Origin of the sequence: Streptomyces sp. NPDC000594 (assembly GCF_040299965.1) — a bacterium.
Taxonomy (GTDB): Bacteria; Actinomycetota; Actinomycetes; order Streptomycetales; family Streptomycetaceae; genus Streptomyces.
Genome location: NZ_JBEPCY010000002.1, coordinates 75,933 through 98,292 on the forward strand (window position 1 = coordinate 75,933; position 22,360 = coordinate 98,292).

Genomic DNA, 22,360 nt, shown 5'->3' on the forward strand with positions numbered 1-22,360 from the left:
CTGCGGAGCGTCGGGGGCTTGAGCGCTCGGGGGTGCCTGCGCGGTGGAGGCGGCCGGGCACGACGAAGGCCCTCCACCGTGGTGGAGGGCCTTCGTGACGCGTGCGCCGCCAGGGACTCGAACCCCGGACCCGCTGATTAAGAGTCAGCTGCTCTAACCAACTGAGCTAGCGGCGCCTGCTGACAGGCGTAACTCTACCGGACCCCGAGGGGTGGTCCTGACCATTATCCGACCGCGTACGGCCTGTCGGATGGTCGTTTTGTCCCTTAGGTCCCCCAAAATGGGCCCCAAAGACAGCGCGGGGCGCCCGGCGCGGCCCCCGGCGGAGCGGTACGGAGAGGTGCGGAGAGGAGAGCCATGGCGGTGCCGGTCTTCGAGGAGTACGAGCCACCGGCCGACTGCGGCTGTCCGGGGTGTGTCGAGCGCCGCCGGGCGCTGGCGGCCGGGGGGCATCCGGCCGCCCAGGGCTGCCGCCGGGCGCTGGTGCTGGTCACGGCGGCGGGAGTGGTGCTGGGCGGTGCCCCGGCGCAGGCGCTCGACAACGCCGCCACGGCGGCCCCGGAGCGGAGAGGGCAGGAGCGGGCGGGACGGGACCGGGCCGGGCAGGAGCAGGGCGGCAGTGCGGCCCTGCACGGCGGCCCCGCGCTCCCGCCGGCCGTCACCGCCCCTGCCCCCGCCCCCAAGGGCCCCCGGAGCCCCAGGGCCCCCGGCAGCCCCGGCGGCGTCGGCGCCCCGAGCGGGCGGTCGGCCCCCTCCGACACCTCCGTACCCCCCGTACCCGGCCTCCCCCCGATGCCTCCCGTACCCGCCGTCCCGGTGGTCCCGGTCCCCGGCGTCCCCCTCACCCGGGCCGAGATCATCGAACGCGCCCGGACCTGGGTGACCGCCCAGGTCCCCTACAGCACCCAGCGGTACTGGACCGACGGCTACCGCCAGGACTGCTCCGGCTTTGTCTCCATGGCCTGGCACCTCCCCGGCAACGCCTGGACCGGCAGCCTCGACCGCTACGCCGTACGGATCACCCGCGACGAGCTGCGCCCCGGCGACATCCTGCTCTTCCACAACCCGGCCGACCCCACCACCGGCTCCCATGTCACCCTCTTCGGCGGCTGGGCCGACCGTGCCCGTACCCGCTACACCGCCTATGAGCAGGCCAAACCGCATGCCCGGCGGAAGACCACACCCCTGGCGTACTGGAACAACTCCGACCGTTACCTCGCCTACCGCTACCTCGGGGTGCTGGAGGACCGTACGGGCGGCGCGGGCCCGGCGGGGGCCGTGATCTTCCCCGGCCCGTCGCTCTTCGGGCCCGGCGCGGTGAACGAGTACGTCACCCACCTCGGCCGGATGCTGGTCCGCCGTGGGGGAGCGCGCTACTACGCCACCGGCCCCGGGCCGCGCTGGGGCGAGGCGGACCGCCGGGCCACCGCCGCCTTCCAGCGGGCGCAGGGGTGGCGGGGCCGGGAGGCCGACGGGGTCCCCGGCGCCGACACCTGGAAGCTGCTGCTGACCGGCCGGGGCCGGGACATCCCGCCGGGCACCCCGGGTGCTCCGGACGCCCCGGGTGCGCCGGATGCCCCGGCCACCGCTCCTGACGCCGCCGCCCTGCCGGGTGCGCCGGGGGCTTCGGACACCGCCGGGACACCCCTCGCGTACCCCGGGCCCGGTGTCTTCCGGCCCGGATCGGAGAGCCCGCAGGTCACCCGGCTCGGGGAACGGCTGCGCCTGCTCGGCTTCGACCGGTACTACACCTCGGGCCCCGGCCCCCGCTGGGGCGAGGCGGACCGGCGCAATGTCGAGGCCTTCCAGCGGGCCCAGGGATGGCGGGGCGCGGAGGCCGACGGCTATCCCGGCCCGCACACCTGGCGGCTGCTCTTCCCCGGCGAGCCGGGGACCGGGGCGGGCGCCGCCGCGCGGGTGCGGACCCGTACGGCCACCGGACCGGCGGGGGCCCAGGGGACAGGGAACGAACAGCGAAGGCGGACACGGTCATGACGACGACGACATCGGAGCCCGAGGGCGGCGACACGCTCCCCGACGCGCCTCCCGCCCCCCACGGCCCCCCGGGAGCCCCCCGCCACACCCCGGTCATCTCCCAGGAGGCGACCACCGAGATCCCGGTCCATCTGCTCTTCCGCGACCATGACTCCCCGCCGCTGGCGCTCCGCCCGGCTGTGGTCGCCCGCCGCCGGGGCACCGGTGAGCAGCCCCGGATCGCCCGGGACCCGCTGCCGGTGCGCACCGACCGGGTCCCCGTGCCGCAGCGGCCCGGCCCGGCGGCCGACCCCGGTCTCGTCGAGCGCCCGGCCGCCGCGCTCCCCGGCTGGACCGGGATGGTCGCCGCGCTCTGCGCGCTCGCCGGGGTGGGTACGGTCCTGTGGGGCGCGGGCGCGCTCCCGGGGATGATCACCCGGGCCCTCGGGCTGCCCTCCTACCCGTACCAGGGACTCGGTCTCGGTCTGTGGTGCCTCGTGGCGCTGGGGGTGCTCAGCGCGCTCTTCGCCCTCGGCGGCATCGGCCGCGCCCAGGTCGCCCACGCCTGGGTGCTCACCCTCTTCGGCGAGTACCGGGGGAGTGTGCGCCGGCCGGGTCTCTTCTGGGTCAATCCGCTGCTGCTGCGGCGCCGGGTCGATGTCCGGCTGCGGCACTGGCGCAGTGAGCCGATGTCCGCCGTGGACGCGGACGGGACGGCGCTGCGGGTCGTGGTCCTGGTGGTCTGGCGGGTACGGGACACGGCGCGGGCGGTCCTGGGGATCGAGGACCACGAGGACTATCTGAGCGAGCAGGTCGAGGCCGCGCTGAGCCGGGTCCTCTCCCGGCTGCCCGTCGACCCCCCGGACCCGGGCTCGGCGCCCCCCGGGCTCGGCGGGGCCCCGACCCTGCGCGATGCGGAGGCCGTCGGGGGAGCGCTGACCAGGACGCTCGCGGGGGAGTGCGCGGCGGTGGGGGTCGAGGTCTTCTCGGCCCAGCCGGTGACGATCGAGTACGCGCCCGAGGTGGCGGTGGCGATGCGGCGGCGCCGGATCGCGGCGATCGACGCCCGGCACCGGGAGGCCGTGCTGACCTCGGTGGTGGACGCGGTGGACGACACGGTGACCCGGCTGACCGCGCGCGGGCTGGTGGAGCTGGACGACTATGAGCGCAAGGCGCTGGTCAAGGATCTGACGGTGGCGTTCTACTCGGGCCGGGCCACGCTCTCCGAGGACTGAGCGGCGGACTGGGCGACGGACTGGGCGGCGGACGCGCCGGCGGACTGGGCGAAGGGTCCGCCGAGGGGTCGTGCGCGAGGCCGTGCGGGAGGTCGTGCGGGAGGTCGGGCGCCGGGCCGGGATCACCGTGCGATGCCCCGGGGCCCGGCCCTCGCGAGGGCGCCGGGCGGGCCCGGGGCGCTCCTCGGACGGGCCCGTGAGCCGGCCGGCGCGGGTCCGAAACCGCTCCCTTCCGCCACCGCCGGACGGCGCTGGAACCAAAGCGTCACCGAAGCCGCCCGGACCCTGCTCGGGCGGGGCGACCGGGGCTTCCCGGACACAAGCGGAAGCGATGGATCAGAGCCGCCCGAAAGGGCCCGTAGGGGTGCCACCGGCCGTGCGCGGCCATATGGAGGATTGACATCCGCGTAAAGGGGAAGGGCCGTTCGGACCAACGACAGGTTTCAGATTGGTCTGGACATGGTGAACCTCCCTCCCTACATTGGTGCTTGGTCTAGACCTGAAGGGCGCCGCTAGGGGCGCTTCTCGTATCCCCACGGCATTACCCCCACACGTACGTGCAGCACGGCTCACCGGACTCCCCCACGTTTCCCTGGAGCGAAGCATGCGCAACAAACTCACCGCCGCCACCGTCGGCCTGCTCGTCGCCGGCGCGTCCGTCGTCGCCACCGGCAGCGCCAGCAGCCACGGCTACACCGACTCCCCCCTGCCCAGCCGTCAGAAGGTCTGTGCCAATGGCACGCTGAGCGGCTGCGGCAACATCCAGTGGGAGCCCCAGAGCGTCGAGGGCCTCAAGGGCTTCCCGGCCCAGGGCCCCGCCGACGGCACGATCTGCGCCGGCGGCAACGGCCAGTTCTCGCAGCTGGACGACCCGCGTGGCGGCAACTGGCCCGCCACCCAGGTCTCCTCCGGCCAGAACCAGACCTTCACCTGGCGCTTCACCGCCCGTCACCGCACCACCGACTTCAAGTACTACATCACCAAGCAGGGGTGGAACCCCAACCAGAAGCTGACCCGTTCGGCTCTGGAGGCCCAGCCCTTCCTGACCGTCCCGTTCAACGGCCAGCAGCCGCCGGCGACCCTGTCGCACACCGGCAACCTGCCCAGCCGCAGCGGCAAGCACGTGGTCCTCGCCGTCTGGACGGTCCACGACACCCCGAACGCCTTCTACGCCTGCTCGGACGTCAAGTTCTGACCGTTCCGTGCCCGGCAGGGCATTCATGACTGACGCCTCGTCAGTTACCGTGCGGTGCCATGGGAATCGCGGAAGTCTCGACGATCGCGGAACTCGTACAGCGCCAGTGGGGTGATCACCGGGTGGGGCTGAGGGACCGGAGCCGGGTCCTCAGCCACCACCGGGTGGCCTCCGGCGCCGCCGCACGTGCGGCGCTCCTCGTGGATCTGCTGCCACGTGGAGCACCGCCGCATGTCGGGGTGCTGCTCGACAACACCCCCGAGTTCCCCCTGTGGCTCGGCGCGGCGGCCCTGGCCGGGGCCGCCGTCGTAGGGATCAACCCCACTCGGCGCGGCGCCGAGCTGGCCCGGGACATCACCCATACCGAGTGCCGGGTGCTGCTCACCCGGCGCACCCTGCTGCCCCTCCTCGACGGGCTCGACCTGCCGGGGACCCGGGTGCTGGTCACCGACTCCGAGGAGTACGCGGAGCTGCTCGCCCCCTATGCGGGCGCCGAGCCCGGAGCGCACACCCTCGGGCCCGTCGGGCCCCGCACCCGGCTGCTGCTCTGCTTCACCTCCGGCTCCACCGGCGCGCCCAAGGCGGCGATCCGCACCCAGGGCCGGGTGGCGAAAGCGGGCCATGCGCTGCGGGACATGTTCCGCACCGGCCCGGACGACGTCCACTATCTCTGTATGCCGCTGTTCCACGGGAACGCGGTGATCGGCGGCTGGGCGCCCGCGCTCGCGGCCGGGGCCTCGGTGGCCCTGCGGGACCGCTTCTCCGCCTCCGGATTCCTCTCCGACGTACGGGAGTTCGGCGCCACCTACTTCACCTATGTCGGCCGGTCCGTGCAGTATCTGCTGGCCACCGAGGAGCGCCCCGACGACCGCGACCACCGGTTGCGGACGGGTTTCGGCACCGAGGCGGGCGCGGTGGACGCGGCCCGCTTCACCGCCCGTTTCGGCGTGCCGCTGGTGGAGGGGTACGGCTCCTCCGAGGGCGGGGTCTCGCTGCGCCGGACCCCCGGTGCCCCGCCCGGCGCGATCGGGCGCGCGGCACCCGGCGACGATCTCGCCGTGGTCGACCCGGCGACCGGCCGTGAACGGGAGCCCGCCGTGCTCTCCCCCGAGGGCCGGCTGCTCAACGGCGACGCCGCCATCGGGGAGCTGGTGAACCGCTCCCCGAGCCCCTTCGAGGGGTACTGGCACCACCCCGAAGCCGAGGCGGCCCGGACCCGGGACGGCTGGTTCTGGACCGGCGATCTCTTCTTCCGGGACACGGACGGCTATCTCCACTTCGCCGGGCGCGCCGACGACCGGATACGGGTGGACGGCGAGAATCTCGCCACCGCGCTGATCGAGGCGATCCTGGCCCGCTGGGCCGGGGCCGGGGCGGTGGCCGTCTACCCCGTACCGGATCCGGTCTCCGGTGACCAGGTGATGGTGGCGCTGGTACCGGCGGCGGCGGGCCCGGGAGAGGCGGAGGGGCAGGGCTTCGATCCGGTGGGCTTCGCCGGCTTCCTCGCCGCACAGTCCGATCTGGGGGCCAAGGCGGTGCCCCGGTTCGTCCGGATCATGGCCGGGCTGCCCGTCACCGCAACGCACAAGATCCACCGGGCGGAGCTGCGCCGTACCGGTCTCGACTGCGCGGAGCTGTGGTGGCGCCCCGGCGCCGGGCCGGAGTACCGGCCGCTCACCGGGGCGGACCGGGCCGCGCTGGAGGCCCGCTACCGGGAGCACGGCCGGGAGAGCGCCTTCAGGCCTGGGCCCGGGTACGGGGGCGGGGGCGGGGGAAACGCCTTCGGGCGCCCTGGATGACCAGGACGCCCGAAGATCGTCTGTGCGCCGCCAGGGACTCGAACCCCGGACCCGCTGATTAAGAGTCAGCTGCTCTAACCAACTGAGCTAGCGGCGCTTGACGGGATAAATACTACCTGGTCCCCGGGGGTGCTCGTGACCACCCGCCCTGGAGCCCTCCGTATGGGGCCCGAAGCCCGTCAGGACCGGCCCAGGGCCCGGGAAGGGGCCCCCGCGCCCTGCGGAAGGCGGCCCCGGGACCCCTGCGGTACCTAGAGGACCAGCGAGAGCACCACCGGTGCCGCCTTGCGGTTCAGCTTGTCGGCCGCCGCGCGCAGCCGGTGCGCGTGTTCGACCGGCAGCGAGAGCGCCAGACAGCCCACCGCCGCACCCGCCGTCAGCGGCACGGCCGCGCAGACCGTACCCACCGCGTACTCCTGGAGGTCGAGCACCGGGACGGTCGGCGGCTGGCTGTCCAGCTTGGAGAAGAGCAGCTTCTCGCTGGTGATCGTCCGCGAGGTGAAGCGGGTGATCTTGTGGCGGGCCAGATGGTCCCGGCGCCCGTTCGGGTCGAGCTGGGTGAGCAGGCATTTGCCGAGGGCGCTGGCGTGGGCGGCCGAGCGGAAGTCCACGTACTCGTAGACCTTGGGGGCGTGCGGGCCGTCCGCGTACTGGGTGATCCGCACCTCGCCGTCGACATAGCGGCTGAGATAGACGGCGGCGCCCACCGAGTCCCTGATCTCCGCCAGGGTGTCCTGGAGCTTGGTCTCCAGGGCCTGCTGTCTGCTGGCGCCGGAGCCCAGCAGCACCAGGGAGTCACCGATCACATACGCGCCGTCCGACACCCGTTCCACATATCCCTCGCGGAGCAGCATCGCGAGGAGCGGGGCGAGATGCCCGGTCGGCAGTCCGGTCTCCCGGGCGATCTGGGCGTCGGTGACCCCGCCCGGGTGCCGTGAGACCGTCTCCAGCACGCGCAGGACGTACTGCACCGAGTGGAACGGCGCGGTCGGCTCCGGCTTCAGCGCCACGGTCTCCCCCTAGCAGGTCGGTCACCGCACAGCAGCATCCGTATCACGATAGCGGCCAAGGGCGAGCGAATGGGCGACTGTTGACGAGAAGTACCGGCGAGGGAGGGTCCCGGACCGGTCAGCGCACCGCGCTCAGGAACTCCCGGGTACGGTCGTGCTCCGGCGCGCCGAAGATCTTGTCCGGCGGTCCGTACTCGATCACCTTGCCCTCGTCGAACATCATCACGCAGTCGGAGATGTCCCGGGCGAACCCCATCTCGTGGGTGACGCAGACCAGGGTGACATCGGTGGAACGGGCGATGTCCCGCAGCAGGTCCAGCACCCCGGCGACCAGCTCCGGGTCGAGCGCCGATGTGACCTCGTCGAGCAGCAGCACCTTCGGCCGCATGGCCAGCGCGCGGGCGATGGCCACCCGTTGCTGCTGCCCGCCGGAGAGCTGCCCCGGCCGGGCGTCGGCGCGGTCCCCGAGCCCCACCAGCTCCAGCAGCTCCCGGGCGCGCTCGCGGGCCTCGTCCCGGGAGAGGCCGAGGACATGCACGGGCGCCTCGGTGAGATTTCGCTCCACGCTCATGTGCGGGAAGAGATGGAAGTGCTGGAAGACCATGCCGATGTTCCGGCGCACCGCGCGGATGTGCTTCTCCCCGGCGGGCACCAGTCCGCCGTTCCGCTCCTCATGGGTCAGATAGGAGTCACCGACCCTGATCGTTCCCTCCTCCGGGCGCAGCAGGGTCATCAGCAGCCGCAGGATGGTGGTCTTGCCGGAGCCGGACGGGCCGATCAGCGTCACGTGTTTACGGGGGTGCACGGAGAGGTCGAGCGCGTCCAGGACGGTCTGGTCGCCGAACCTCTTGGTGACCCGGTCGAAGCGGATCAGCTCCCGGGCGCCGCCGGGGGTGCCCGCGCCCTCGCTGCTGTCCGTACCCGGGCTGGTGTCCGTCCCCGGGGTGGTTCCCGGGGCCGGATCGGTGGTCGTGGCGGTATCGGCCGGTCCGGCGGTGTCAGCGGACAAAACGACGCTCCAGTGCTCGCAGAAGAAGGGATGCCGGATAGGAGAGGACGATGAAGGCGACCCCGACGACGGTGAACGCCTCCACGGTCAGGAAGGTCTCGGCCGAGAACTGCCGTGCCGCGCCGAGCATTTCCACCACCCCGATGACAAAGAGCATCGGCGTGTCCTTCAGCATCGCGATGACGTAGTTGCCCAGCGCGGGGGCGACCCGGCGCAGCGCCTGCGGGAGGATCACCCCGAACCAGGTCCTCGGGCGGGAGAGGTTCAGCGCGGTGGCCGCCTCCCACTGCCCGGCGGGTACACCGTCGATCCCGGCGCGATAGACCTCGGCGGTGTACGTGGAGTAGTGCAGTCCGAGGCCGACGATCCCGGTGACCGTCGCCGACAGGGTCAGCCCCCACTCCGGCAGGACGTAGTAGAGGAAGAAGAGCTGGACCAGGAGCGGGGTGTTGCGGATGAACTCCGTCACCGCCGTCACCGGCCAGCGCACCACGGCGGGTCCCGAGCGCTGGGCGACCGCCCAGACCAGGCCGAGGCCGAAGGCGAGCAGCGCCCCCAGCACCAGGGCCTGGAGGGTGACCCACAGACCGTCCCAGAAGCGGGGCATGAAGGCGTCGACCGCCGACCAGTCCCAGGTCATCGGCGCTCACCCCCGACCGTCGCGGGGAGTTTCGCCGCCCGGGGGGTACGGTCGCCGCCGTCCTGGCCGCCGGTGGCCGTGGGGGCGGCCGTGCCGCCCTCGTCCCGGGCCCGCCGCTCCAGCGCCCGCATCCCCCGGGTGAGGGTGAAGGCGAGGACGAAGTAGGCCACCAGGATCACCGTGTAGACCGGCGCGCTCTGCCCGGTGGCGTTGCGGACCAGCGCGGCGCCGAACGCGATATCGGAGACGCCCATGATCGACACCAGTGAGGTGCCCTTGAGCAGCTCGATCAGCAGATTGTTGAACGGGCGGATCATCTCGGGCCATGCCTGCGGCAGCACGATCCGGCGGAGCCGCTGGGCGGGGGTGAAGCCGAGTGCCACCCCCGCCTCCCGCTGTCCCTCCGGTACGGCGGCGACGGCGCCCCGGACCACCTCGGAGCCGTAGGCGCCATAGGTGAGTCCGAGCGACAGCACCGCCGCCCACATCGGCACCAGCTGCCAGCCGAAGCCCAGCGGCAGCACGAAGAAGATCCAGAACATCAGGATCAGGGCCGATGTCCCCCGGAAGACCTCGAAGTAGACCCCGGCGAGAAAGCGGACGATCCACCGGCGATGGGTCCGCGCCAGTCCGGTGGCCAGGGCGACGGCGGCGCCGAGCAGGGTGCTGTAGACGGTGAGCTGGACGGTGATCCACAACCCGTGCAGCAGGAGCTGCCACAACCCCGGGGTGATATCGCTCATGAGCGGCACTTCTCCTCGGCGGTCAGGGTCGTCATCTCGTCCTTCGTGTAGCCGAAGGGCCGCATCAGCTCCAGGAGTTCACCGCTCCGCTTCAACGTGCGCAGCTCCCGGTTGAAGGCGTCGCGCAGCGCGGTCTCGGGGCTGCGGAAGGCGAACGCGCCGGTGTCCACCACCGGCTTCCCGTCGAGGTACGGGGTGACCTCCTCGGTCGCCTCGATCCGCGACGACCCCGAGTTCCGTACGGCGTTGCGCACGGCGACGGCGGTGCTGACGAAGACATCGGCCCGGCCCTGCTCCACGGCGAGCAGCCCGGCGAGCTGATCGGGGAGGGTGCGGAGATTCCGTACCCCGGCCTCCTCGGCGTAGGCGATCTCCGCATAGCCGACGCCGGTGGTCATCCGGGCGCCGGACTCGGCGATGTCCCGGTACGAGCGCAGCTTGCGCGGGTTGCCCTTCGGCACCACGAAGGCGCTGCGCATCTGGTACTCGGGATCGGCGAAGATCACCTGCTCGCAGCGGGCGGGGGTGATGTACATCCCGGCGGCGACCACATCGAACTGGAGCGAGTTCAGCCCCGCGATCAGCGAGCCGAACTCGGTGGGGAAGGGCTCCACCTTCGCCACGCCCAGCTCCCGGAAGATCCGGCGGGCGACGACGGGCGCGGAGCCGGTCATCCGGCCGTCCTTGCCGATATAGCCGAAGGGCTGCTCACCGGCGAGACCGAGGCGTACGGTGCCCTGCGCGCGCAGCCGCTCCAGCAGCCGTCCGCCGTCGCCGTCGTCGGAGGTGTCCACCCTGCTGCACGCGCTGGTGAGCCCCAGGGTCGCCGCCGTGCCGAGGGCGGCGGCCCCGGTCAGCAGGGCGCGCCGGCGGGGGCCGGGGCGGTTCGGCGCCGTTCCTTGCGTGGTTCTCTGCCGTGGTCGAGCCATGGCGCAGCGGCTACCCCGGCGGCCCGGGGGTATGCGGCCCGGTTCCGGCGGCCCGGGTTCCGGTTGCCTGGTTCCGGCGTACGGGCCCTCCCCGGCGGACGGGCCCCCGGTGGACGGGCCTTCCCGACGGCGGTACGGGTGCCGGGAGGCCGGGGGCCGGGCCGCCGGGGGCTCAGACCGTGGCGGGCAGCCCCGGCCGGGGGAGGTCCGCGACCCCCGCCCCGTACAGCGCGTGCGCCGCCCGCAGCACCAGCGCGTCCCGGTGCCGGGCCGCGACCAGCTGCACCCCGATCGGCAGCCCGTCCCGCCCGAGCCCGCACGGCACGGTCGCGGCGGGCTGCTGGGTCAGGTTGAACGGGTAGGTGAAGGGCGTCCAGCCGGCCCAGCGGCGATGCCGGGAGGAGAGCGGCACCTGGGTCCCCGCCTCGAAGGCGGTGATCGGCAGCGTCGGCGTGACCAGCAGGTCGTACGAGGTGTGGAAGCGGCCCATCCGCCGCCCCAGCTCCATCCGGACGTCCACCGCCGCCAGATACTCCACCGCGCTGATCCGCGCCCCGGCCGCCGCCAGCTCCCGCAGCCCCGGGTCCAGCTGACGGCGCTGCGCCGGCCCCAGCGGCTGGATCATCCGGGCCGCCCCCGCCGCCCACAGCACATGGAACGCCTCCACCGGGTCGGCGACATCGGGGTCGGCCTCCTCCACATACGCCCCCAGCGCGGCGAGCGCGGCCACCGCCCCGCGTACCGCCGCCGCCACCGGCGGATCCACCGCGACCTGCCCGCCGAAGGAGGCCGAGTACCCCACCCGCAGCCCGCGCACCCCCTCGCCGAGGCGGTCGCGGACGGTCTCGGCGGGGCCCAGATGCGACCAGTCGCGCCAGTCGGCACCGCTGATCACATCGAGCAGCAGCGCCGCGTCGGCCGCGTCCCGGGTCATCGGGCCGACATGGGAGAGGGTGCCGAAGGGGCTCGGCGGATGGATCGGCACCCGGCCGTAGGTGGGTTTCAGCCCGAAGATCCCGCAGAACGCGGCCGGGATACGGACCGAGCCGCCGCCGTCGGTGCCCAGCGAGAGCGGGCCCGCGCCCAGCGCCACCGCCGCCGCGCTGCCGCCGCTGGAGCCACCGGCCGTCCGGGTGACGTCGTACGGGTTGCGGGTCACCCCGTGCCGGGGCGAGTCGGTCACCCCCTTCCAACCGAACTCCGGGGTCGTCGTCCGGCCCATCAGCACCGCCCCCGCCGCGCGCAGCCGCCCCACCGAGGGGGCGTCCTCCGCCGATACCGTGCCCGCGCCCACGGTCAGCGAGCCGCGCAGGGCGGCGACATCGCGCTGGAGCAGAAGATCCTTCACGGTCGCCGGGACACCGTCGAGGGGCCCGCACGGCGCGCCCCGGGCCCACCGCTCGGCCGAGGCCCGCGCCTGGACCAGGGCGGCTTCGGAGTCGACCCGGACGAACGCGTTGACCAGCGGCTGGATCCGCTCGGCCCGCTCCAGCACCGAGCCCACCGCCTCGACCGGGGAGAACTCCCCCCGGCGATAGCCGTCGAGCAGCTGACAGGCGGTCATATCGGCGAGGGAGTCCGGGGCGGGCGGCGCGGCGGAGGCGGCGGCGACCCGGTCCGCTCCCGGGAGGTCGGTGCGGTCAGCAGTCATACCCGGGAGGTACCCAGAGGGCGGACCGCTCACCTCCGGGCCCCTGACCCTGCCCCCGCACTGCCCCCGTACGCCGGTCGTGCTCCCCGGCCCGGTGTCCGGCATGAGTACGGAGGTGTACGGGGGTGTACGGGGTGCCGGGCCGCGCGGGCGGGGCGGACGGGACGGGCAGGGTGTACGGGGAGCCGGGACGCACGGACGGCGCCAAGGACGCTTGGGCGGGGGCGGTCGGTGGTACCTGATGACCCCGGGGCGCGCACAGCGCCCCGCGTCGACAGAAAGGCCGGACTGGACGATGACCACGGTCGGACTGCTCTACCCCGGACACCTGGCCGAGGACGACTACCCCCGGCTGGAGGTGCTTCTCGACAGCGACATCAGACTGCCCCTGGTCCATACCGATCTCGCCGAGGACACCTATGGCGAGCCGGAGCTGCTCGCCCTGGGCGCCCCCGAGCGGCTCGCGGCGGGCGTGGAGGAGCTGCGGCTGGCGGGTGCCGCGTCGGTGGTCTGGGCCTCGGCGGTCGGCGGGTTCATCCGTGGCCCGGAGGGCGCCCAGCGGCAGATCCGGGAGCTGGCCCGGTCGGCGGGGGTGCCCGCGTCCAGCACCTCCTTCGGCTTCGCCCACGCGGTACGGAGGCTGGGCGCCGCGAAGGTCGGCGTCGCGGCGATCTGGCCGGCGGAGATCATGGCGCGCTGTACGGCGTTCCTGGCCTCGGAGGGGGTGGAGGTGGTGGCGGCGGCCGGCGGCGACGGGTCGGTCCCGGCGGCGCGCGCGGCCGGCTGGGGCCGGGACGAGGTGCTGGAGCTGGCCCGTTCGGCCGACCATCCGGAGGCGGCGGCGGTACTGCTGCCGGACACCGCCCTGCACACCGTCGCCCACCTGGAGGATCTGGAGGCGGAGCTGCGCAAGCCGGTGCTGACCGCCAGCCAGGTCACCGTCTGGGAGGGACTGCGGCTGGCGGACCGCCGGGCCTGGGCCTTCCATCTGGGCCGGCTCTTCGCCAAACCGGGCCTCTGACCGAGCATCCGAGCACCCGAGCACCCGCGCACCGGAGCCCGGGTCCGGGAACAAAACGGAGATGGCCTCCCGTTGGCCCTTGAGTACGGCCGGACACGGCCGGACACGGCTGACACGGCTGACACGGACATGGGCGGACGAGGAGGGCGGCGAAGGTGACGGAGACGGCCCCGGGCGGTGACCGGACAGAGCGGACGGCGGACGGGGACCCGAACCCCGGCGGAACGGCCACCGGCGAAGCCCCCCACGGCATCAGGGGCACCGCCCGGGGCCGCGCCCCCGTCCCCCTCTCCGTCCTCGACCTGGCCACCGTCGGCGAGGGCACCACCGCCCGGGACGCCCTGCTCACCGGGGTACGGATCGCCCGCCTCGCCGAGTCCCGGGGCTTCCACCGCTTCTGGGTCGCCGAGCACCACTCCATGCCCGGTGTCGCCTCCTCCTCGCCCGCCGTGATCCTCGCCCGTCTCACCGCCCACACCCGGACCATCCGGCTCGGCTCCGGCGGAGTGATGCTCCCCAACCACGCCCCCCTGGTCGTCGCCGAACAGTTCGGCACCCTGGAGGCGCTGGCCCCGGGCCGGATCGACCTCGGACTCGGCCGCGCCCCCGGCACCGACGGCGCGACCGCCGCCGCGCTGCGCCGGACCGACCGCCTCCGGGAGGGTGCCGAGGACTTCCCCCGGCAGCTCGCCGAGCTGATCCGCTTCCTCGACGACGACCTCCCCGAAGGCCACCCCCTCGCCCGGGTGCGCGCCGTCCCCGGCCCGGTCCAGGGCGCCGCCTCGCGGCCCCCCGTCTGGCTGCTGGGCTCCTCCGGCTTCAGCGCACGGCTCGCCGGGGCGCTCGGGCTGCCCTTCGCCTACGCCCACCACTTCTCGGCCCGGGGCACCGTGCCCGCGCTCGACCTCTACCGCGAGTCCTTCCGCCCGTCGGCGGTACTGGACACCCCGTACGCCCTGATCGGGGTCTCCGCCCTCGCCGCCGACGACGAGCGGGAGGCCCGGGACCAGGTGCTGACCGGCGCGCTCTCCATGCTCCGGCTGCGCACCGGCCGCCCCGGCCTGATCCCGACCCCCGAGGAGGCGCGGGGATACCCGTACACCGGCGCGGAGCGGGAGTTCATCGACGACTGGCTGGGAAATGTCGTCCAGGGCACCCCGGACGCGGTCCGGGCGGGTCTCGACGGGCTGCGCGCGCGGACCGGGGCGGACGAGTTGATGATCACCAGCAATGTCCACGGTGCGGGGGCGCGGCTCCGTTCGTACGAGCTGATCGCCGACGCCTACGACTTGCCCCGGGAAGAGGCTTCCGCAGTGGTTTATGAGTGAACCGTTCCTATGGCTTGTTCAACATACCCTTAACCGCTCCTTAAGCCGCTTGTCACCACGGTGTACAGGCGGCTTACTTGTGTCCACACCCCCGTGACGAGCGGTTTCTCGCTCCGATTGGTCTAGTCCTTATTTGGTCGGGACCATTGACGGGCGATGGCTGAATCGCTATCTGTTTCCTTGTCAACTCCTGTTCCAGGAGCCCCGTTTCCCCCCACACGGAGGCTGTTCGTGAGCTCCCGCAGACCCCTGATCGCGGCCCTGACGACGGCGGCGATAGCCGCCGGCGGCCTGGCCGGCTTCGCCGCCACCGGTACGGCCAGCGCGACGTCCCCCCAGAACACCGCCGCCGCTGCCCCCACCACCGGCGGAGTGAAGATCGCGTACTACGACCAGTGGAGCGTGTACGGCAACGCCTTCTACCCCAAGCACCTGGACACCCGGGGTATCGCGGGGAAGCTGGACATCATCAACTACTCGTTCGGGAACATCCACCCGACCGATCTCACCTGCTTCCAGGCGAACAAGGCGGCGGGGGACGACAACAACCCCAACGCGGGTGACGGCGCGGGCGACTCCTACGCCGACTACCAGCGGACCTTCAACGCCGCGACCAGCGTCGACGGCGTCGCGGACCGCTGGGACCAGCCGATCGCGGGCGTCTTCAACCAGTTCAAGAAGCTGAAGGTCAAGTACCCCAAGCTGAAGATCAACATCTCGCTGGGCGGCTGGACGTTCTCCAAGTACTTCCATGACGCGGCCAAGACCGACGCCAGCCGCAAGAAGCTCGTCGCCTCCTGTATCAAGCAGTACCTCAAGGGCGACCTGCCCGTCGCCGACGGCTACGGCGGTGTCGGCTCGGCGGCCGGGATCTTCGACGGCATCGACATCGACTGGGAGTACCCCGGCTCCAGCGGCGGTCACCTCGGCAACCATGTCGGCCCCGAGGACAAGGCCAACTTCACCCTGCTGCTGGCCGAGTTCCGCAAGCAGCTCGATGAGTACGGCGCGGCCAACGGCGGCAAGAAGTACCTGCTGACCGCCGCCATGCCGGCCGGCCAGGACAAGATCAAGTACATCGAGACGGACAAGGTGGGCGCGTACCTCGACTACGCGAACATCATGACCTACGACATGCACGGCTCCTGGCGGACCAACGGCCCGACGTACCACCAGTCGCCGCTGTACTCCCCGGCCTCCGACCCGACCGACCCGATCGCGCCGGGCACCGAGAAGTACTCCATCGACAACGCCGTCAAGGCGTGGCTCGACGGCAGCCCGGCCTACGGCATCGCGGGCGGCTTCCCGGCGAAGAAGCTCACCCTCGGGTACGAGATGTACTACCGGGGCTGGAAGAGCGTCCCGGCCGGTGCCAAGAACGGTCTGGGCCAGTCGGCGAACGGTGGCAGCGCCGCGCGTCCGCTGAGCCAGCAGGCGGGCATCGCCAACTACAAGGAACTGCCCGGGATCGTCGACAACCCGGCGACCACCTTCTGGGACGACGAGGCCAAGGCCGCGTACTTCTACAAGGACGGCGAGTTCTTCACCGGCCTCGACAAGCGGGCGATCAAGGCCCGTGCCGACTACGCCCACCAGCGCGGTCTCGGCGGCGCGATGCTCTACTCGCTGATCGGTCTGGACGAGCAGACCACGCTGCTCAACGACATCGTCGCGGCGGTCGGCCCCTCCCCGGTGGACCCGAACCCCAACCCGACGACGCCGAACCCCACGCCGTCCAACCCGAACCCGTCGCCTTCGCAGCCGGGCCCCGGGTGCACCGCGACGGCCTGGGCGGCGAGCGGTACGTACAACACCAACACGCTGGTCGCTCACAAGGGCCGCGTGTGGAAGGCCGGATGGTGGACGCAGGGCGAAGAGCCCGGGACCACCGGCCAGTGGGGCGTCTGGCGCGACCAGGGCCCCTGCTGAACCCCCCACCCCCACCGCATCGGTCCCCCGCCGCCCGGCCCCACACGGTCGGCGGGGGCCGGTGAAACCCCCCACACCGCCGCCCCCGGCCGGAAGCCACCCCTTCCGCCCGGGGGCGGTATCCATGTGTGCCCCGGAGCGGAGCGTCAGGCCGAGAGGGGGGCGCTGATCAGCTCTCCGATCCGGTCCGGGGGCACCGCGCGGGAGTAGAGCCAGCCCTGGCCCGTGTCACAGCCGATCCGGCGCAGCCGGGCGGCCTGGCCGGAGGTCTCCACGCACTCGGCCGTGACCGTGAGCCCCAGCCGGTGCGCCAGTTGGACCATCGCCTCGACGATCGTCTCGTCCGCCGGGTTCGGATGGGCCTCGTCCTGGAAGCCCCGGACGAAGGACCCGTCCAGCTTCAGTACCGACACCGGCAGCCGGCTCAGATAGGCGAGGTTCGAGTAGCCGGTGCCGAAGTCGTCGATCGCGATCTGCACCCCCATGTCGCTGAGCGCCTGGAGCGCCTGGAGCGGCCGGCCCGCCGAGCCCATCACCGCCGACTCGGTCAGCTCCAGCTGGAGCAGCCGGGGGGCGAGCCCGGTCTCGGCCAGGATCTCCGCCACATCCGCCACCAGGTCGGAGTCCCAGACCTGCCGGACGGCGACATTCACGCTGACGAAGAGCGGTGGCGCACCCGGGTGGTCGCGCTGCCACTGCCGGGCCTGGCGGCAGGCGGTCCGCAGCACCCAGCGGCCCAGCTGGACGATGGAGCCGTCCTCCTCGGCGATCCCGACGAACCGATTCGGCGTGAGGGTGCCGAACTCGGGGTGGTTCCAGCGCACCAGGGCCTCCACGCCCCGGGTCACCCCGTCGGCGAGCCCCACCAGCGGCTGGTACTCCAGGGCGAACTCGCCCCGTTCGACGGCGGGCCGCAGGGTGGAGGCGAGGGCCTGCCGGGTCACCCGGTGGGCGTTGCGCTCCGGGTCGAAGAGGGTCCAGCGGGCCTTGCCGTCCTCCTTGGCCCAGTAGAGCGTGGTGTCGGCCGCCTGCATCAGCCCGGTGGCGGTGGTGCCCGCCGCGGCCCGTTCCACCACCCCGATGGAGGCGGAGACCGAGAGCCGCTGTCCGTCGAGGTCGAAGGGGCGCTGGAGCGCGTCGAGGACGGTCCGGGCGACCTCGGCGACCTGGTCCGTGCCGGTGGACTCCTCCACCAGGACGGCGAACTCGTCGCCGCCGAGCCGGGCCACCAGATGGCCCTCGGCGCCGGTGCACTCGGTGAGCCGTACGGCCACGGCCGCCAGCAGCCGGTCGCCGACCCGGTGGCCGAGGGTGTCGTTGATGGCCTTGAAGCCGTCCAGGTCGAGATAGCAGAGCCCGATCCGGCCGGTGGCGCCGTGGTCGTACGCGGAGGAGTCCAGCGCCGCCGTCAGCCGTTCGAAGAAGAGCGCGCGGTTGGGCAGCCGGGTGACGGTGTCGTGCATCTGGAGGTGGCGCAGCCGGGCCCGCAGTTCGCGGCGTTCGCCGACATCGGTGACCGAGAGGACGACCCCGGGTGCCCCGGGCAGCGGGGCGACGCTCACCTCGGCCCACAGGACGCCGCCGTCCGTGTGCTTGAGCCGCCGGGTGCAGCGGAAGCGGGAGCGCCGTCCGCGCAGCACCTCGCGGTAGGCGTCCCCGGCGCGGCGGTCGGCGGTCAGATCGAGGAGGTCGGCGGCGGGTCTGCGGCGCAGCGCCTCGGGGTCGTCGCCGATCAGGGCGGCGAAGGCGGCGTTGGCGTGGACGATCAGACCCTCGTGGTCGAGAAGTGCCAGGGCGGCGGGTGCCGAGGTGAAGACGGACCGGTAGTCACGCGGCTCGACGGGGGAGCCGTTGTCACGCTCCGCTATCCGCAGCCGGTTCCCGCCGGGGGCCGCGATCTCCGTGGGCCCTGCTCCATCGGTGCTTGCTCTCACCGCTCACTCCCGAGTGCAGTGGTCTCGTACAGGGTCGTACAGCTCGTACAGGCGCGTACAGATGTGGTCGCGAAGGGTCGGGGACTAGGGCAAAGAGGTCGGGAAAGTGTGCCGATCATAGGGGCTGCCCCAGAGGCGTTCCAGCTCCACCACTTGGGTGCGGTCCGTCCGGGGGCACCGGCCGATCGTTTCTGCGCGGGTCTTTGCCGAGGTCGTTTCCGAGATGAACGGTTGTGACATTCCGTGACCCTTCGGAGTGTCGGCGTATCGAGGGACAGGGTCCGATCGGTCACCCGAGTGGGGCACCGGAACGGGGCGTATAACACCAAACCACGACAAAGTGGTTGTGGAGTCGTCCCATCCTGAGCCGGAGGTCCACGTGGCGGGTCAGCAGTCACCCTCGGGAACACCCGGGGGAGTGGACGGCGCGACCCCGGACGACGGCGGACGGGGTACGGGCGGCGACGGATGGGACCCGGACGGCGGTGGACGGGGTACGGACGAGGGTGGTGAGCGGGGTCGGCTCCGCAGGGTCGCGGCGGCCCTCACCTCGCTGACGGCGATGGTCGCCACCTCCCTGGTGGCCGGCCCGGCCGCCGCCGCCACCGCGCTCTCCCCCTGCGCCCTGCCCCGTACCCCCGCCCATCACTCCCTCGGCCTGGACAGCTGGAACTCCGCCTATCCCCGCCCCGTCCGCGCCCTCGACGCGGTGATGGTCTTCCTCTCCTTCCCCGACGCCGAACCCCGCCACGACCCCGGGTTGCTGGCCGCCGACCACTTCCCCGCCACCAGCGGGTTCTTCGAGCGCTCCTCGTACGGACGGTTCTCGCTCCGCCCGCACGCGCTGGGCCACTGGGTGAGCATGCCGAGGGAGTCCACCGCGTACGGGATAAGCCGCGACTGGGACGCCCGGCACCGGGGCGCCTATCTGCGGGACGCCTTCGCCGCCGCCGACCGCGAGGTCGACTTCTCCCGGTACGACATCGTCTATCTGGTCGCAGACCCGGACGCCCCCGGTGTCGACTCCGACGCCACCAAGGTCGTCAACTTCGACCGGCCGCTACGGGTCGACGGCACCGGGATCAAGCGGGTGGTGACCGTCTTCGAACGCCATCCGCCCGACCGCAATGTCCTGGCCCATGAGACCGGGCATGTCTTCGACCTCCCCGACCTCTACCACCGGCCGGTCGACGGCAAGGGCGACTGGGACACCCATGTGGGGGACTGGGACGTCATGGGCAGCCAGTTCGGGATGGCCCCGGACCTCTTCGGCTGGCACAAGTGGAAGCTGGGGTGGCTGGACGCGCGGGCCGTGCGGTGTCTGACCGGCCCGGCGCGGATCACCCTGGAGCCGATCGGGGCGCCCGCGCCCGGGGGCGGGCTCGGCACCCGGCTGGCCGTGGTGCGCACCGGTCCGGGCACCGCGCTCGCCATCGAGGCGCGCGGCTCCGTCGGCAACGACGACGGGCTCTGCACGGAGGGGGTGCTGCTCTACCGGGTCCACGCGGACACCGCGTCGGGCGGTGGGCCCATCGAGGTGGTGGACACCCATCCGGACAGCGAGGCGTGCTGGGACCGCTCGGTCTATCCGGAGCTGGCCGACGCGCCGCTGGGGGTGGGGGAGACCTTCACCCTGCCCGGGGAGCGGGTACGGGTGAGCGTGGCCGACCGTACGGACTCCGGCGCCTGGACCGTCGAGATCGACACGGCCCGCCCGCAGCGCTGAGCCCCGTACCCCCGTCCACGGCCCGTCGGGAGCACCCGGGAGCACCGGAGGGACCCGGAGGCGCGGCGGAGCACCCGGGAGCGCCGGAAACGTCCGTGAGCAGCGAAAAGACCCCCTCGCTGAGCGAGAGGGTCTCTTCCGTCGGTGCGCCGCCAGGGACTCGAACCCCGGACCCGCTGATTAAGAGTCAGCTGCTCTAACCAACTGAGCTAGCGGCGCCTGCTGACATCGAAGACATTAGCATCCTGGTCGCCGGGGAGAAAAATCGATCGCCGCGCCCTGGGGGCGGCCACCGCGCCCCGGGCGGCCCGGACGCAGGCCCACAGCAGCACCTCGGGCCCGGGGAGCCAGGGATGCCGGGCATCGGGCGCGACCAGCCAGCGGTAGCCCGGAGCGCCGCCGTCCCCCGGGGTCACCGGCGGTACGGTGATCGCGTCCCCGGTGCCGTGGCAGAGCGGCGGTGGCACCGAGTCGCCCCACTCCTCCCAGGCGAGCAGGGCGGGCAGCCGGGCGGCGGTCCCGGGGGCGGTGAAGAGCAGCGTCCGGGCCCGGTGGGCGGCGACCGGCCCGGAGCCGGGTCCCTCGTCCCAGAGCCGGTCCAGCATCTGGCGGCCGAAGACCGTGTCCACGCTGACCACATCGAAAACGGAACCGCAGGGCAGTACGGCGGGGGCGGCGGGCTCGGCCTCCCAGTGGGCGCGCAGGGCACGCGGATACGTTCCTGCCGAGGCCAGCCACTCCAGCCCGGCGGGGGTGACCTCGGCGCTCCGGCCGCCCCCGGGGCGCGGGGAGCCGGCCGCCCCGCCGCTGCCCTGACCGCTCTGGCTGCCCTGACCGCGCTGGGTGCCCGGCCCGCGTCGGCCGCGCCGACCGCCCTGATCCGGGGATCCGCCGGGTCCGTACGGGCCGCCCGTCGGGGTGGCCCGGGTGCTCATGGATCGCGGTGCGCTCATGGGTCCAGATGTACCCGGAGTGACCGGACGGCAGCCCAGTGTTGGGGAAAACCGGGACACAGGGCTGCGGAAGCGCGTATCGTGCCCGCCCACTCCGCATATGCCGGAGGCCGACCCGGGCGGACCTGACCCGGGTGGGCCTGACCCGGGTGGCCCGGGCCCGCCGGCTCCGGCACCGGGCCTACTGCGGGACGCCGCCGTCCCGGATCAGCCCCCGCCCGAACTCGATCATCTTCCGGGCGTAGTCCTCGGTCCATCCCGCCCGGTCGGCGATGTCCCGCGCGGTGAGCCGGTCGAACCGCCGGGGATCGGCCAGCTGGGCCGCCGCGAGCGCCTGGAACTCGGAGGCGCGGTCGGCGGCGGCCCGGAAGGCCAGCGTCAGCTCCGTCGACCGGGACAACAGCTCCCGGGGGTCGTCCATCGACTCCAGATCGAAGAAGTGCTCCGGGTCGGAGACCGCCTCCGACGGCTCGAAGAGCAGGGGCGCGGGCCGCATCCTGGGCGCGGGCTGCTGGGGTTCCGCCATGTGCTGCTTCCTCCTCGCACGGGTCCACCGGCTCATCCGGACCGCCCTCCATTCTCCAGGGCCCCGCAAGAGGGCGCGGGACACACCCCGGCCGCCCCTTCCGGGCGCCGGTTCCCGCCCCCTCCGCGCGGGGCGTCGGCTCAGCCCTTCTCGCTCTCCAGATGGGCCACATCGTTCCAGTGGTCCACCGAGGGAGCCCCGTACGCCCAGCCCAGGACCGAGAGCGAGGCCGGGTCCAGCTTCACCCGGGCCGCGAACGACGGCTCGAAGCCCAGCCAGCGCGCGACCAGCACCCGCAGGATGTGGCCGTGCGCGAAGACCAGCACATCCCGGTCGGCCTCACGGGCCCAGCCGACCACCTCGTCCGCCCGCGCGGCGACCTGGGCCAGCTCCTCACCCCCGAGTACCCCGTCCCGCCAGATCAGCCACTCCGGACCCGCCCGGTCCTTGATCTCCGCCGGGGTCAGCCCCTCGTACGCGCCGTAGTCCCACTCCATCAGCGCGTCCCACGGCGTCGCCCGCCCGCCGAACCCCGCCAGCTCGCAGGTCTCGGCCGCGCGGGCCAGCGGACTCGTCCTGACCTCCACATCCGGCAGACCCGACCAGGGGGCCCGCCGCAGGCGCTCGCCCAGCAGCTCGGCCCCGCGCCGCCCCTCCTTCAGCAGCGGGATGTCCGTCCGGCCGGTGTGCCTGCCCGACAGCGACCATTCGGTCTGACCATGCCGGACGAGCAGGATCCGCGGTGCCATATCACGGCC

At 73.2% G+C, this 22,360-nt stretch carries 18 protein-coding genes and 3 tRNA genes; 8 read left to right on the forward strand and 13 right to left on the reverse strand.

Translation table 11 applies throughout. The features are described from left to right. Positions 1 to 102 precede the first annotated feature (102 nt). A tRNA-Lys gene (locus ABT354_RS03095) sits at positions 103 to 176 on the reverse strand. A gap of 181 nt (positions 177 to 357) precedes the next feature. Here ABT354_RS03095 and ABT354_RS03100 point away from each other — a divergent pair. From ABT354_RS03100 to ABT354_RS03115, 4 genes are all read left to right on the forward strand, one after another. Further along, on the forward strand, positions 358 to 1,995 hold the full coding sequence (locus ABT354_RS03100; protein WP_351488223.1) for a peptidoglycan-binding protein: 1,638 nt from the start codon (positions 358 to 360) through the stop codon (positions 1,993 to 1,995). Beyond that, a complete protein-coding gene (locus tag ABT354_RS03105; RefSeq protein ID WP_351488226.1) occupies positions 1,992 to 3,209 on the forward strand; it encodes an SPFH domain-containing protein in 1,218 nt (405 codons plus the stop codon). The genes ABT354_RS03100 and ABT354_RS03105 overlap by 4 nt, the downstream gene beginning before the upstream one ends. 604 nt (positions 3,210 to 3,813) lie before the next feature. Further along, entirely contained in the window at positions 3,814 to 4,404 is a 591-nt protein-coding gene (locus tag ABT354_RS03110) for a lytic polysaccharide monooxygenase auxiliary activity family 9 protein (protein WP_351488229.1), read from the forward strand. A 59-nt stretch (positions 4,405 to 4,463) separates the two neighbouring features. Beyond that, a complete protein-coding gene (locus ABT354_RS03115) occupies positions 4,464 to 6,203 on the forward strand; it encodes an AMP-binding protein (protein WP_351488231.1) in 1,740 nt (579 codons plus the stop codon). A gap of 23 nt (positions 6,204 to 6,226) precedes the next feature. On the opposite strand, the gene ABT354_RS03120 is transcribed toward ABT354_RS03115, so the two are convergent. The 7 genes from ABT354_RS03120 to ABT354_RS03150 all read right to left on the reverse strand — a co-directional run bounded on the left by ABT354_RS03120 (position 6,227) and on the right by ABT354_RS03150 (position 12,185). Further along, positions 6,227 to 6,300, reverse strand: a tRNA-Lys gene (locus tag ABT354_RS03120). Positions 6,301 to 6,454: 154 nt separating this feature from the next. After that, positions 6,455 to 7,213 (reverse strand): IclR family transcriptional regulator, encoded by a 759-nt coding sequence (locus ABT354_RS03125; RefSeq protein WP_351488234.1) that lies wholly within the window; start codon positions 7,211 to 7,213, stop codon positions 6,455 to 6,457. 118 nt (positions 7,214 to 7,331) lie between these two features. Next, positions 7,332 to 8,087, reverse strand: coding sequence for an ectoine/hydroxyectoine ABC transporter ATP-binding protein EhuA (gene ehuA, locus ABT354_RS03130; RefSeq protein ID WP_351489143.1), 756 nt, complete (start codon positions 8,085 to 8,087; stop codon positions 7,332 to 7,334). A 124-nt stretch (positions 8,088 to 8,211) separates the two neighbouring features. Further along, positions 8,212 to 8,862: an ectoine/hydroxyectoine ABC transporter permease subunit EhuD gene (gene ehuD, locus ABT354_RS03135; RefSeq protein ID WP_351488236.1), complete on the reverse strand. Its 651-nt coding sequence runs from the start codon at positions 8,860 to 8,862 to the stop codon at positions 8,212 to 8,214. After that, entirely contained in the window at positions 8,859 to 9,605 is a 747-nt protein-coding gene (ehuC, locus tag ABT354_RS03140; protein ID WP_351488239.1) for an ectoine/hydroxyectoine ABC transporter permease subunit EhuC, read from the reverse strand. Before ehuC ends, ehuD begins: the two co-directional genes overlap by 4 nt. Continuing rightward, positions 9,602 to 10,534, reverse strand: a complete 933-nt coding sequence (ehuB, locus tag ABT354_RS03145; protein WP_351488241.1) for an ectoine/hydroxyectoine ABC transporter substrate-binding protein EhuB — start codon at positions 10,532 to 10,534, stop codon at positions 9,602 to 9,604. The genes ehuC and ehuB overlap by 4 nt, the downstream gene beginning before the upstream one ends. A gap of 172 nt (positions 10,535 to 10,706) precedes the next feature. After that, a complete protein-coding gene (locus ABT354_RS03150; RefSeq protein WP_351488244.1) occupies positions 10,707 to 12,185 on the reverse strand; it encodes an amidase in 1,479 nt (492 codons plus the stop codon). Between the two features lie 295 nt (positions 12,186 to 12,480). On the opposite strand from ABT354_RS03150, the gene ABT354_RS03155 reads away from it, so the two are divergent. From ABT354_RS03155 to ABT354_RS03165, 3 genes are all read left to right on the forward strand, one after another. Continuing rightward, complete coding sequence (locus ABT354_RS03155) at positions 12,481 to 13,206, forward strand: maleate cis-trans isomerase family protein (RefSeq protein ID WP_351488246.1); 726 nt, start codon at positions 12,481 to 12,483, stop codon at positions 13,204 to 13,206. A gap of 251 nt (positions 13,207 to 13,457) precedes the next feature. After that, positions 13,458 to 14,534 carry an LLM class flavin-dependent oxidoreductase gene (locus tag ABT354_RS03160; protein WP_351489146.1) on the forward strand — a complete coding sequence of 359 codons (1,077 nt, stop codon included), beginning with the start codon at positions 13,458 to 13,460 and terminating at the stop codon, positions 14,532 to 14,534. 231 nt (positions 14,535 to 14,765) lie between these two features. Further along, the gene (locus ABT354_RS03165; protein WP_351488248.1) at positions 14,766 to 16,463 is read left to right on the forward strand and encodes a glycosyl hydrolase family 18 protein; all 1,698 of its coding nucleotides are present in this window, start codon (positions 14,766 to 14,768) and stop codon (positions 16,461 to 16,463) included. Between the two features lie 146 nt (positions 16,464 to 16,609). Here ABT354_RS03165 and ABT354_RS03170 read toward each other — a convergent pair whose 3' ends face one another. Continuing rightward, the gene (locus tag ABT354_RS03170; RefSeq protein WP_502983321.1) at positions 16,610 to 18,337 is read right to left on the reverse strand and encodes a putative bifunctional diguanylate cyclase/phosphodiesterase; all 1,728 of its coding nucleotides are present in this window, start codon (positions 18,335 to 18,337) and stop codon (positions 16,610 to 16,612) included. Positions 18,338 to 18,815: 478 nt separating this feature from the next. On the opposite strand from ABT354_RS03170, the gene ABT354_RS03175 reads away from it, so the two are divergent. Beyond that, complete coding sequence (locus ABT354_RS03175) at positions 18,816 to 20,123, forward strand: M6 family metalloprotease domain-containing protein (RefSeq protein ID WP_351488253.1); 1,308 nt, start codon at positions 18,816 to 18,818, stop codon at positions 20,121 to 20,123. A 145-nt stretch (positions 20,124 to 20,268) separates the two neighbouring features. Here the strand turns inward: ABT354_RS03175 and ABT354_RS03180 are convergent. The 4 genes from ABT354_RS03180 to ABT354_RS03195 form a co-directional block, all read right to left on the reverse strand. Further along, a tRNA-Lys gene (locus ABT354_RS03180) sits at positions 20,269 to 20,342 on the reverse strand. Continuing rightward, positions 20,333 to 21,058 (reverse strand): bifunctional DNA primase/polymerase, encoded by a 726-nt coding sequence (locus ABT354_RS03185; RefSeq protein ID WP_502983322.1) that lies wholly within the window; start codon positions 21,056 to 21,058, stop codon positions 20,333 to 20,335. Before ABT354_RS03185 ends, ABT354_RS03180 begins: the two co-directional genes overlap by 10 nt. A 199-nt stretch (positions 21,059 to 21,257) precedes the next feature. Then, the gene (locus ABT354_RS03190; protein WP_351488258.1) at positions 21,258 to 21,602 is read right to left on the reverse strand and encodes a DUF8844 domain-containing protein; all 345 of its coding nucleotides are present in this window, start codon (positions 21,600 to 21,602) and stop codon (positions 21,258 to 21,260) included. Between the two features lie 140 nt (positions 21,603 to 21,742). Further along, a complete protein-coding gene (locus ABT354_RS03195; protein WP_351488260.1) occupies positions 21,743 to 22,351 on the reverse strand; it encodes a histidine phosphatase family protein in 609 nt (202 codons plus the stop codon). Positions 22,352 to 22,360 lie beyond the last annotated feature (9 nt).

Coding starts and splice junctions, on each gene's coding strand:
- ABT354_RS03115 (WP_351488231.1), top strand. CDS start 4,464: ATGGGAATCGCGGAAGTCTCGACGATCGCGGAACTCGTACAGCGCCAG.
- ABT354_RS03195 (WP_351488260.1), bottom strand. CDS start 22,351: ATGGCACCGCGGATCCTGCTCGTCCGGCATGGTCAGACCGAATGGTCG.
- ehuD (WP_351488236.1), bottom strand. CDS start 8,862: ATGACCTGGGACTGGTCGGCGGTCGACGCCTTCATGCCCCGCTTCTGG.
- ABT354_RS03105 (WP_351488226.1), top strand. CDS start 1,992: ATGACGACGACGACATCGGAGCCCGAGGGCGGCGACACGCTCCCCGAC.
- ABT354_RS03190 (WP_351488258.1), bottom strand. CDS start 21,602: ATGGCGGAACCCCAGCAGCCCGCGCCCAGGATGCGGCCCGCGCCCCTG.
- ABT354_RS03100 (WP_351488223.1), top strand. CDS start 358: ATGGCGGTGCCGGTCTTCGAGGAGTACGAGCCACCGGCCGACTGCGGC.
- ehuB (WP_351488241.1), bottom strand. CDS start 10,534: ATGGCTCGACCACGGCAGAGAACCACGCAAGGAACGGCGCCGAACCGC.
- ABT354_RS03150 (WP_351488244.1), bottom strand. CDS start 12,185: ATGACTGCTGACCGCACCGACCTCCCGGGAGCGGACCGGGTCGCCGCC.
- ABT354_RS03110 (WP_351488229.1), top strand. CDS start 3,814: ATGCGCAACAAACTCACCGCCGCCACCGTCGGCCTGCTCGTCGCCGGC.
- ehuC (WP_351488239.1), bottom strand. CDS start 9,605: ATGAGCGATATCACCCCGGGGTTGTGGCAGCTCCTGCTGCACGGGTTG.
- ABT354_RS03155 (WP_351488246.1), top strand. CDS start 12,481: ATGACCACGGTCGGACTGCTCTACCCCGGACACCTGGCCGAGGACGAC.
- ABT354_RS03185 (WP_502983322.1), bottom strand. CDS start 21,058: ATGAGCACCCGGGCCACCCCGACGGGCGGCCCGTACGGACCCGGCGGA.